14 protein-coding genes are annotated in these 9,810 nt (G+C 68.9%); 7 read left to right on the top strand and 7 right to left on the bottom strand.

Annotated features, from left to right (window positions below; genetic code table 11):
- Positions 1-117: 117 nt before the first annotated feature.
- Positions 118-909, bottom strand: a complete 792-nt coding sequence (locus AWC16_RS22155) for a ParA family protein (protein WP_109561548.1) — start codon at positions 907-909, stop codon at positions 118-120.
- A gap of 87 nt (positions 910-996) precedes the next feature.
- On the opposite strand from AWC16_RS22155, the gene AWC16_RS22150 reads away from it, so the two are divergent.
- Together AWC16_RS22150 and AWC16_RS22145 are read left to right on the top strand one after the other, a co-directional pair.
- Positions 997-1,602: an acid phosphatase gene (locus AWC16_RS22150; protein ID WP_085266860.1), complete on the top strand. Its 606-nt coding sequence runs from the start codon at positions 997-999 to the stop codon at positions 1,600-1,602.
- On the top strand, positions 1,599-2,738 hold the full coding sequence (locus tag AWC16_RS22145) for an isochorismate synthase (RefSeq protein WP_085266859.1): 1,140 nt from the start codon (positions 1,599-1,601) through the stop codon (positions 2,736-2,738). Before AWC16_RS22150 ends, AWC16_RS22145 begins: the two co-directional genes overlap by 4 nt.
- Here AWC16_RS22145 and AWC16_RS22140 read toward each other — a convergent pair.
- Positions 2,680-3,090 carry a hypothetical protein gene (locus tag AWC16_RS22140; protein ID WP_085266876.1) on the bottom strand — a complete coding sequence of 137 codons (411 nt, stop codon included), beginning with the start codon at positions 3,088-3,090 and terminating at the stop codon, positions 2,680-2,682. The genes AWC16_RS22145 and AWC16_RS22140 overlap by 59 nt on opposite strands.
- 55 nt (positions 3,091-3,145) lie before the next feature.
- Between AWC16_RS22140 and AWC16_RS22135 the strand changes: the two genes are divergently transcribed.
- Both AWC16_RS22135 and AWC16_RS22130 read left to right on the top strand, forming a co-directional pair.
- Positions 3,146-4,123, top strand: a complete 978-nt coding sequence (locus AWC16_RS22135) for a diacylglycerol/lipid kinase family protein (protein ID WP_085266858.1) — start codon at positions 3,146-3,148, stop codon at positions 4,121-4,123.
- Between the two features lie 243 nt (positions 4,124-4,366).
- Positions 4,367-4,621 carry a WhiB family transcriptional regulator gene (locus AWC16_RS22130; RefSeq protein WP_024443658.1) on the top strand — a complete coding sequence of 85 codons (255 nt, stop codon included), beginning with the start codon at positions 4,367-4,369 and terminating at the stop codon, positions 4,619-4,621.
- Between the two features lie 148 nt (positions 4,622-4,769).
- Here AWC16_RS22130 and AWC16_RS22125 read toward each other — a convergent pair whose 3' ends face one another.
- Positions 4,770-6,257, bottom strand: a complete 1,488-nt coding sequence (locus AWC16_RS22125; protein WP_085266857.1) for a sensor histidine kinase — start codon at positions 6,255-6,257, stop codon at positions 4,770-4,772.
- Positions 6,258-6,289: 32 nt separating this feature from the next.
- Positions 6,290-6,505 carry a biotin/lipoyl-binding carrier protein gene (locus tag AWC16_RS22120; RefSeq protein ID WP_085266875.1) on the bottom strand — a complete coding sequence of 72 codons (216 nt, stop codon included), beginning with the start codon at positions 6,503-6,505 and terminating at the stop codon, positions 6,290-6,292.
- 342 nt (positions 6,506-6,847) lie between these two features.
- Here AWC16_RS22120 and AWC16_RS22115 point away from each other — a divergent pair, with 342 nt between their 5' ends.
- Positions 6,848-7,240, top strand: a complete 393-nt coding sequence (locus AWC16_RS22115) for a hypothetical protein (RefSeq protein WP_085266856.1) — start codon at positions 6,848-6,850, stop codon at positions 7,238-7,240.
- Positions 7,241-7,348: 108 nt separating this feature from the next.
- Entirely contained in the window at positions 7,349-7,441 is a 93-nt protein-coding gene (locus AWC16_RS25805; RefSeq protein ID WP_014208825.1) for a 50S ribosomal protein bL37, read from the top strand.
- Positions 7,442-7,447: 6 nt separating this feature from the next.
- Here the strand turns inward: AWC16_RS25805 and rsrA are convergent, their stop codons facing one another.
- Together rsrA and AWC16_RS22105 are read right to left on the bottom strand one after the other, a co-directional pair.
- Positions 7,448-7,744, bottom strand: a complete 297-nt coding sequence (gene rsrA / locus AWC16_RS22110; protein WP_085266855.1) for a mycothiol system anti-sigma-R factor — start codon at positions 7,742-7,744, stop codon at positions 7,448-7,450.
- Positions 7,741-8,403: a sigma-70 family RNA polymerase sigma factor gene (locus tag AWC16_RS22105; protein WP_234812388.1), complete on the bottom strand. Its 663-nt coding sequence runs from the start codon at positions 8,401-8,403 to the stop codon at positions 7,741-7,743. Before AWC16_RS22105 ends, rsrA begins: the two co-directional genes overlap by 4 nt.
- Positions 8,404-8,719: 316 nt before the next feature.
- Between AWC16_RS22105 and AWC16_RS22100 the strand changes: the two genes are divergently transcribed.
- Complete coding sequence (locus AWC16_RS22100; RefSeq protein ID WP_085266853.1) at positions 8,720-9,211, top strand: aminoacyl-tRNA deacylase; 492 nt, start codon at positions 8,720-8,722, stop codon at positions 9,209-9,211.
- Between the two features lie 9 nt (positions 9,212-9,220).
- Here AWC16_RS22100 and AWC16_RS22095 read toward each other — a convergent pair whose 3' ends face one another.
- Positions 9,221-9,748, bottom strand: a complete 528-nt coding sequence (locus tag AWC16_RS22095; RefSeq protein ID WP_085266852.1) for an anti-sigma factor antagonist — start codon at positions 9,746-9,748, stop codon at positions 9,221-9,223.
- Between the last annotated feature and the right edge of the window lie 62 nt (positions 9,749-9,810).

Raw genomic sequence — 9,810 nt, 5'->3', positions numbered from 1 at the left:
CTACAACCGCCTCCACACCGACGAGAAATCACGACGCCCTACACCCCACGCCACCGCTGCTTGACATAGGAGCAATCTTCGCGGGGGATGGGCGCGGGGATGGGGCGCGGCGGCTGGCTAGATCTCGGGGGCGAAGGTGGGCAGCGCCTTGCCGTTCTTCCAGTGCCTGAGCAGCGACTCAGCCAGCTCCCGATAGGCCTGCGCGCCCTTGTTCTTGCGGCCGGCGATCACCGAGGCCCCCGATGCGCTGGCCTCGGCGAAACGCACGGTTCGCGGGATGGGCGGCGCCAGCACCGGCAGGCCGTACCGGTCGGCGATGTCGAGCAACACGTCACGACTGTGGGTGGTACGCGAGTCGTAGAGCGTGGGCAACGCGCCCAGCAGGCGCAGCTTCGGGTTGGTGATCTGCTGGACGTCGGCGACGGTACGCAGGAACTGGCCGACGCCCCGGTGGGCCAGGGTCTCGCACTGCAGCGGCACGATCACCTCACCGGCCGCGGTCAGACCGTTGAGGGTGAGCACCCCCAGCGATGGCGGGCAGTCGATGACGACCACGTCGAACTGGCCGTCCAGTTTGTCCAGCGCCCGCTGCAGGGCGTACTCGCGACCGGCCCGCATCAGCAGCATCGCCTCGGCGCCGGCCAGGTCGATATTGGCCGGCAGCAGGGTCATGCCTTCAGCGGTCGGCACCAGTGCGGCGTTGGGTTCCACCTCTCCGAGCAACACCTCATGCACCGACACCGGCAGCTTGTCGGGGTCGTGTCCCAGCGAGAACGTCAGGCAGCCCTGCGGATCGAGGTCGACCAGCAGCACCCGTCGACCCTGCTCGGCCATCGCCGCTCCCAGCGACGCCACCGTCGTGGTCTTGGCCACGCCGCCTTTCTGGTTGGCAACCGCCAAGATCCGCATCCCCGTCACACCGACATACTGGCACGGCTTGCGTCCGCGCAGCGCCAAACGCGGGCCGGTGTCCGCAGTCGGGCAGAATCGACGGACGTGGGCATCGAGGAGCACCGGCTGCTGCTGCTTCGCCACGGTGAAACCGAGTGGTCTCGGACCGGGCGGCACACCGGGCGCACCGATTTGGAGTTGACCGAAGCCGGCCGGCGCCAGGCCGTCGCCGCCCGCGCGATGTTGGCGGAACTCGAACTGGACAATCCGCTGGTGCTCGCCAGCCCGCGCCGCCGCACTCAGGTGACCGCCGAGCTCGCCGGACTGCACGTCGACGAGGTCTCCGACGACCTCGCCGAATGGGACTACGGGCGCCACGAGGGGCTGACCACCGCACAGATCCGCCGAACCGAACCCGACTGGTTGATCTGGACCCACGGCAGTACCGGCGGCGAGACAGTGGCTCAGGTCAGCGACCGCGCGGACCGGATGGTCGCGTTGGCGCTGCGGCAGCTGGTCTCGCGCGACGTGGTGTTCGTCAGCCACGGTCACTTCTCCCGAGCGGTGATCGCCCGCTGGCTCGAGCGGCCGTTGGCCGACGGAACGCGTTTCAGGATGGCCGTGGGGTCGGCCGCCGTCTGCGGGTTCGAGCACGGGTTGCGCCAGCTCGTCGCGCTCGGACTGACCGGACCAAGGACCGAAGGGCCTTGAAAACACCGCCAACACCGAGAACATCGCCGGCGTTCGTGCTGTCCGGCCCGGCCGGGACGCTGTCGGGTGACGCGATCGCCACCGGTTTCGCCGACGTCGCCGCGGCCCGGGCCGCCCTGTCCGCCGGCGAAGCTCCAATAGTGATGGGCGCGTTGCCTTTCCGACCGGGTGCGCCCGCCGCGCTGTTCGTCCCGCGGGAGCTGCGACGTGCCGACGCACTGCCCCCGGAACCCGAAGCGACACTGCCCGCGGTGCGCATCGTCGCGCAGATCCCGCAGCCCGACGATCATCGCGCCCGGATCCGCCGGGCCCTGAGCGAACTGACCGTCCCGCAGGGCGGCCTGCACAAAGTGGTGCTGGCCCGCGGGCTGCGACTGGCCGCCGACGCCCCCCTGGACGCCGGAACCGTCCTGCGCCGGCTGGTCGCCGCCGACCCGAGCGGCTACGGCTATCTGGTGGACCTGAGCGCCGCCGGAGGTGAGTACACCGGCACGGCCCTGGTGGGGGCCAGCCCGGAGTTGCTGGTCGCCCGCGAGGGCGACCGGGTCACCTGCCGGCCATTCGCCGGCTCGGCGCCGCGCTCCTCCGACGACCCCGCCGTCGACGCCGCCAACGGGGCGGCCCTGGCCGAATCCGGCAAGAACCGCCACGAGCATCAACTGGTCGTCGACCAGTTGCGCGCCGCACTCGAGCCGCTGTGCACCGAACTGGACGTCGCTTCGGAGCCGCGGCTGACCGGCACCGCCGCGGTGTGGCACCTGAACACCCCGATCACCGGCCGGCTACGCGATACCTCCACCACCGCACTGGATTTGGCGCTGGCGCTGCACCCGACGGCCGCGGTCGGCGGAGTGCCGACGGCAGCCGCGGTCGACCTCATCACTGAGCTGGAGGGTGACCGGGGTTTCTACGCCGGCGCGGTCGGCTGGTGCGACGCCGGCGGCGACGGCCGGTGGGTGGTGTCGATCCGGTGCGCCCAACTGTCCGCCGACCGGCGATCCGCGCTGGCCCACGCCGGCGGCGGGATCGTCGCCGAATCCGATCCGGACGAGGAGCTGGCCGAGACCGTGACGAAGTTCAGCACGATTCTGTCGGCTCTGGGCGTTGCGCCACCCAGCGCAGCGCCGCCGGGCTGAACAGCGCCGCCAGCACCACCACCGCCACCACGCCGACGACCGCGCCGTACCCCCATCGGTGCGAGCCCACACCCAGGTACCAGGCGACCGGCAACAGGATCAGGTTGGCGAACACCGCCAGACCGCGCCCGACCCGCCGGCCCCGCAGCAACGCCCAGCCGGCCGCCGACACCGCGGCACCGACCACGGCGAACCACGCCGCGGTGCCGTAGCCGTTGACCGACTCCTGATCCGCGCCGGCCAGGGCCCGCCACACCAGCACCGCCGCGACCAGCAACGCGGCCACGCCCTGCACTGCAACGATCAGGCCCGCACCGAACACGGCGCGCGGTGGATCAGCGACGGCTTTCACGCCGCCAGAGTAACCACCGCATCCCAGATCCTGGATGCCCATAGACTCGTATCCCGTGCGCGCCGTGCTGATTGTGAACCCCAATGCCACGTCCACCACCCCGGCAGGCCGGGACCTGTTGGCCCATGCGCTCAAGAGCCGGCTCGACCTGACCGTCGTGCACACCGACTACCGCGGCCACGCCAGCGAGATCAGTCAGGCCGCGTCCCGAGACGGCGTCGACCTGGTGATCGCGCACGGCGGCGACGGGACCGTGCACGGCATAGTCAACGGCCTGCTCGGAGCGCCCGGTTCGGCGGCGCCGGAACACCTGCCCGCGGTGGCGGTGGTGCCCGGCGGCTCGGCGAACGTCTTCGCCCGTTCGCTGGGTATCTCCGCCGACCCGATCGCCGCCACCAACCAGCTGATCGAGTTGATCAATTCCCGTGGGGAGCAGCCCAACTGGCGCAGGATCGGGCTGATCGACTGCGGCGAGCGATGGTCGGCGCTCAACGCCGGCATGGGTGTCGACGGCGAGGTGGTGGCCGCGGTCGAAGCCGAACGCGAGAAGGGCCACGCCGTCACCCCGCTGCGCTACGTTCGCGCCGCGGTTCCCGCGGTGCTGGCCACCACCCGCCGCGACCCGACGTTGACGCTGCAGCTAGGCGACGATCAGCCGGTTGAGGGCGTGCATTTCGTGTTCGTCTCGAACTGCGCGCCGTGGACATACGCCGACGAGCGGTGCGTCTGGACCAACCCCGACACCACCTTCGAGTCGGGAATGGGCGTGTTCGCGACCACCAGCATGAAGGTGTTGCCCACCTTGAGGCTGGTCCGGCAGATGCTGTCGAAACGGCCGAAGCTGCGGGCCAAGCAGCTCATCCGCGACGACAACGTGACCACGCTGCGCGTCGATGCCGGCGACACACCGATAGCGACCCAGATCGACGGCGAATATCTCGGCATGCGCACCACGATGACGTTCCGCGCCGTCCCCGACGCGCTGAGCGTCGTCGCTCCCCCGGCTAAAAATCCCGCTGACCTGCGGAGATAGTGCTCAAATCGGCCGATGAGCACACAGTTGAGACCACTGTAGTACACGCCTGCGGGCGCCCGCGGAGCAGCCCCGCGCAGACGTGACGTTGGCCACGTGATAAAGCGCACCCTTGACATCTGTGCAGGCTGTGAAACGATCGAGCGATCGGATGCAAGCCGTAACCATTTCTTGCGCCGCTTATAACAGTCGAGAAACAAAGTTGCGCACCCGGCTGCGCCCAGAGTGAGGAGTTGGAGACCTATGGATTGGCGCCACAAGGCGGTCTGTCGTGACGAGGACCCGGAGCTGTTCTTCCCGGTGGGAAACAGCGGGCCGGCACTCGCCCAGATCGCTTCCGCTAAGCAGGTCTGCACCCGATGCTCGGTGGTCACCGAGTGCCTTACCTGGGCGTTGGAGACCGGTCAGGACGCCGGCGTGTGGGGTGGCATGAGCGAGGACGAGCGGCGCGCGCTCAAGCGCCGCAACGCCCGGACCCGGGCGCGCAGCGGGGTCTGACCCCTCAAGCAGACAACGACGCGGCCCCGACCTGGTCGGGGCCGCGTCGTTTTGCGTCAGCCGCGGTGCGCTGGCCGCGAGTGGGAGTTTCACGACGCGACGCGCCCATGTCACGTCGCCAGACTCCCATTGGGCCCCTATCCAGCACTCACAGCGCTTGGCGAAGCCGACGGCCGCCGACCGGAATGCGCAGCACCATCTCGGTCCCGCCGCCGGGTGCGTCCCGTGCGGTCAGCGAACCGTTGAGTTCCGCCGAGATCAGGGTGTTGACGATCTGCAGGCCGAGCCGGTCGGAGGTCTCCAGCCGGAATCCGGCGGGCAGACCGTGACCGTCGTCGTGCACCACCACGTCCAGCCAGCGCGCCGAGCGTTCCGCCCGGATCGTCACGCTCCGCCGGTCGGCATCCGCGGAGAAGGCGTGCTCGATCGCGTTCTGCACCAGTTCGGTGATCACCATGATCAAGGCGGTCGCCCGGTCGGCGTCCAGCGAGCCGACCGAACCGATGCGGGCGATGTGGATCGGGGTGTCCACGCTGGCGACGTCGTTCATCATCGGCAGGATCCGGTCGATGACCTTGTCGAGGTTCACCACCTCGTCGACCGACATCGACAGGGCTTCGTGGACCAGCGCGATCGACGCCACCCGTCGCACCGACTCCAACAGCGCCTCGCGTCCTTCGGCACTGGTGGTGCGGCGGGCCTGCAGCCGCAGCAGCGCGGCCACGGTCTGCAGGTTGTTCTTCACCCGGTGATGGATCTCGCGGATGGTGGCGTCCTTGGACAGCAGCGCCCGGTCCCGACGTTTGACCTCGGTGACGTCGCGGACCAGCACGGCGGCCCCGGCCGGTTGACCCTGCACGATCAGCGGCAGGGTGCGCAGCAGCACCACCGCCCCGGCCGCGTCGACCTCGAACCGCATGCTCGACCCGCCGGACAGCGATTCGCGCACATGCTCGGCCAGCTCATGCGCCTCGAACGGATCGGAGATCAGTGGCCGGGTGACGGCGACCAGATCGTGGCCGGCCAGTTCGGCGGCCAGGCCCATCCGGTGATAGGCCGACACCGCGTTCGGGCTGGCGTAGCTGACCGTGCCGTCGACGCCGAGGCGGATGAAGCCGTCGCCGACCCGCGGACTCGAACGCGACACCGCGATGTCGCCGACGTCGGGGAAGGTGCCCTCGGAGATCATGTGCACCAGATCCGCCGCGCAGTCCAGGTAGGCCGCCTCCAACCGGCTGGACTCCCGCCCGCCCGTCAACGCGGTCTGGTGGGTCAGCACGGCCACCACCCGGTCGCTGTGCCGGACCGGGACGGCTTCCATATTGCGTTGTCCGGCAACCCCTTCCCGCCCGATCACCCCCGAATCGAACGCCGCGACCGCCAGTGGCATCTTCTCCGCGCCGACGACGGTTCCGACGGCGTCGCTGAGCAGCACGGTGGGCGCGGTGTTGGGCCGGCACTGCGCGACGCACACCAGCGCGCCGTCCACATCGGGATCGCGACGGACCCACATCAGGTAGTCGGCGAATGACAGGTCGGCCAGCAGCTGCCACTCCCCGACCACGGCGTGCAGGTGATCCACCGCGCTGCCGGGCAAGAGGGTGTGTTCGGCCAGGAGGTCCCCGAGGGTGGACATCGGCTAGGTCGCGCCGGGTGTGGTGGCTGCGATCAGCTGATCACGGCGATGAGGTCGCCGGCTTGGATTACGTCACCGACCTGCACGGCCACCTTGGTGACGGTGCCCGCAGACTCGGCCAGCACCGGGATCTCCATCTTCATCGACTCCAGCAACACCACGGTGTCGCCCTCGCTGATCTGGTCGCCCTCGTGGACCACGACTTCGAGCACGCTGGCCACGATCTCCGCCCGAACGTCCTCGGCCATCTTCACCTCGTTCATCACCCAGTCGACGATTCCCTGATCCCCAAAATCCTTGGCCTTATCGAACCACAACCCCGGGCGGGCGTTGAGCGGGGCGCACGCGTAAGCGAACTCCAAGACAAATAAGAGGACGTAGAGAGTTTGATCCGTGACCGTGTCGTGTTTCTGCTGTGACAATTGCATAGCACCGTTACTCGAGTGTTTCGAACGCGTGACGTATCCGCTGTGACGCAGGACGAGTCGAAGTCGAACTTGAGGAGTAGTGCCTTGTTTGTTTCCCGGTCTGTTGCCTGGCCTGTTGCCCCTTGGTCTGTTGCCCGGTCCTTTCCCCGGTCCCTTCCCAGCATGTCCGACCCGCGAGTCCGGTTGCCCCTGGTGTGCGCCAGCGCCATGACGGTGGCCACGCTCGGGTTCGGTGTCGCCTCTGCCAAGGCGGCCCCGGCCCTGGTCGACGACCCGATGCCGATGCCGATTCCGTCCCCCGTCGGTGCCCCGGCGCTGCCCGGTCCGGCTGCCGGCAGCTCGGCCGCCGGCGTCAACGCCGCCAACTCCTTCCTGCAGGCGCTCAACGGTATGCTGAACCGCGTGGTGCCCGGGGTCGGCTCGATCATGCCGACCGACGTCAGCTCGCTGACTCCGCCGGCCGCAACGGTGCCCGGGGCCCCCGCGCTGGAGACCCCGCCGGCGTCCGCCGCAACCGTGCCGCAGACCCTGGCCGGGGCATGGAGCTTCTACTGAGGTGAAGGCGGTGACCGCAGTGGCGGGGGCCGTCAAGGCCCCGCTACCGCGTCACACCTGGCCGTATGAGAGACTGGCCAGCCGGAATACCTGCTAGGAGGGTCGATCATGGCAAAGCGTGGCCGCAAGAAGCGCGATCGCAAGCACAGCAAAGCCAACCACGGCAAGCGACCCAACGCCGGCTCGAAGGCCGTCAAGTAGCAGCTTCTACTCGTAGGTCCGGATGATCGTGGTCCGGCTGATCTCCAGCCGTACCCGTTCGAAGAGTTGCCGCGGAGCCTTCTCGCCACTGCACTTGCGGGCGATCAGCGCTTTGATCCGTTCCTCGACCCCGTAGTGCCGCAGGCAACCGGGACATTCCTCGAGGTGGCGACGCAACTTGGCCTTGGTCTCGGCCGTGCATTCGCCGTCGAGCAGCGTCCATACCTCGGCGATCACCTGCGAGCAGTCGGCGCCCGCCTCATCGGGCTCAGGGGTTGCGCACTCATGCGAGTGGTCGGTCACGACGACACCTCCTCGGGTGCCTGGCCGTCGCGGATGAAACCGCGGTCGCGGGCCACATCGGTCAGCAGACCGCGCAACTGGCGCCTACCGCGATGCAGGCGCGACATCACCGTGCCGATCGGCGTATCCATGATCTCGGCGATCTCCTTGTAGGGGAATCCTTCGACGTCGGCGTAGTACACCGCCATCCGGAATTCTTCGGGAAGCTGCTGCAACGCCTCTTTGATCTCGGTGTCGGGCAGTAACTCCAGGGCCTCGACCTCCGCCGAACGCAGCCCGGTCGAAGTGTGCTCCGCGGTGGCCGCGAGCTGCCAGTCGGTGATCTCGTCGGTCGGGTACTCGGCGGGCTTGCGCTGCTTCTTGCGGTAGCTGTTGATGTAGGTGTTGGTCAGGATGCGATACAGCCACGCCTTGAGGTTGGTGCCCTCCCGAAACGAGCGGAACCCGGCGTAGGCCTTGACCATGGTCTCCTGCAGCAGGTCCTCGGCATCGGCGGGATTGCGCGTCATCCGCAGCGCGCCGCCGTAGAGCTGATCGAGCATCGGGATCGCGTCGCGCTCGAAGCGCGCGGTCAGCTGCTCATCGGTCTCATCGGAACGGACCGGGGCCTTGGTTTCAGCCTCGGTCCCGGCCTCGGTCGCGCTTTCGGCGTCAGCCATCTCGATTGCCGCAGTCCCTTCTGTCGCGGTGCTTACAACCGGCGCAGCCGGCAGCTCCCTCTCCAGCAGACCGATCGCCGTTGACACCCGAACTCCTTCCCAGATCCTAGGACCGTGATCGACGGCTACGCGAAGCGACCACGCAACTGCCCTACTCAACAGCGTCGCCCACCGCGCTATTTCCGGCGGTTCAGCGAGGCTCGACGAAGGAGAGCCGAAGCTGGGACCGCCGCATGAACCCGGCGGTTCAGCGAGGCTCGACGAAGGAGAGCCGAAGCTGGGACCGCCGCATGAACCCGACCGTTATCCTGGCCCGGTGAGTCGCGCGGCAACCCCGGCCATCGCGGCCCTGATCGCCGCACAGGTGCCCCACGAGGTGCTGCGTTACCGTCACGATTCCCGTCGGCGCTCGTTCGGCGCCGAGGCCGTCGAGCAACTGGCGACCGGCGAGGGCGTGCTGCCCGAGCAGATCTTCAAGACGCTGATCCTGGCCGTACCGGGCGGCCTGGCGGTGGCGGTGTTGCCGGTTCCGGCGACGCTGTCGCTGAAGGCGGCCGCCGCGGCGCTCGGGATGACCAAGGCGGCGATGGCCGAACCCGCGGCAGCTCAACGGGCGACCGGTTATGTGGTGGGCGGGATCTCCCCGTTCGGGCAACGCAGGACGCTGCCGACGGTGGTGGACCGCTCGGCGCTGGGTTTCGAGACGGTGCTGTGCAGCGCGGGGCAGCGCGGCTGGGACGTAGCGGTGACGCCGGCAGATCTGATCCGGCTGACCGCCGCGGTCACCGCTGACATTCGGGCGCCCTGACCCGGGCTGTCACCGCGAGTTCAGCTGCTCCGGATCTTCCCGCGGCGAGCCGCCGAGCGCCTCGTCAAGGTCGGCGAAGAACGACAGCTCGGCGTGGAGCCCGGCTGCGGTCACGACCCGCGCCACGATGGGCTGGCCGCTCACCAGGCACAGCGTGATGCCGCGGCTGCGGCATCGGGCTGATTCCTCGACCAGTACCGCGAACGCACAGACTCCCATGAATTCAAGTCCGTTGGTCTCGATGATCAGGGGACCCGGTGCGGTGGTGACCCCGGCGGCCTCGCCGACCAATCGGCGCCAGACCATCACGTTGGACGCGTCGACGCTGCCGCCGGCGTGGACCAGCAGGGCCGCGCCGCTGCGCTCCAGAACGACGCGCAGACCGTCATCCGGAAGGCCTGGCCCGTCGCCGAGGCGAACCGGACGATCGCCGGTCGTCACCGGCCCGCCGGCGTCCTTTCCGGCCTGACCCGGCGCGGCCGCGTTGTCGCGCCGCGCCGCACAGCGCCGAAGTTTACGCCGTAAACCGAACAGCATGCGGTCGAAGCTACGCCGGTTTGTTTACGTTGTAAACCCATCGCCGGCCACCGACAAGACGC

The sequence above is a fragment of the Mycolicibacter longobardus genome (genome assembly GCF_002102265.1).
GTDB classification, from domain to species: domain Bacteria; phylum Actinomycetota; class Actinomycetes; order Mycobacteriales; family Mycobacteriaceae; genus Mycobacterium; species Mycobacterium longobardum.
Note: the sequence above shows the minus strand (reverse complement) of the source record. Positions and strands in the feature narration are given on the sequence as shown.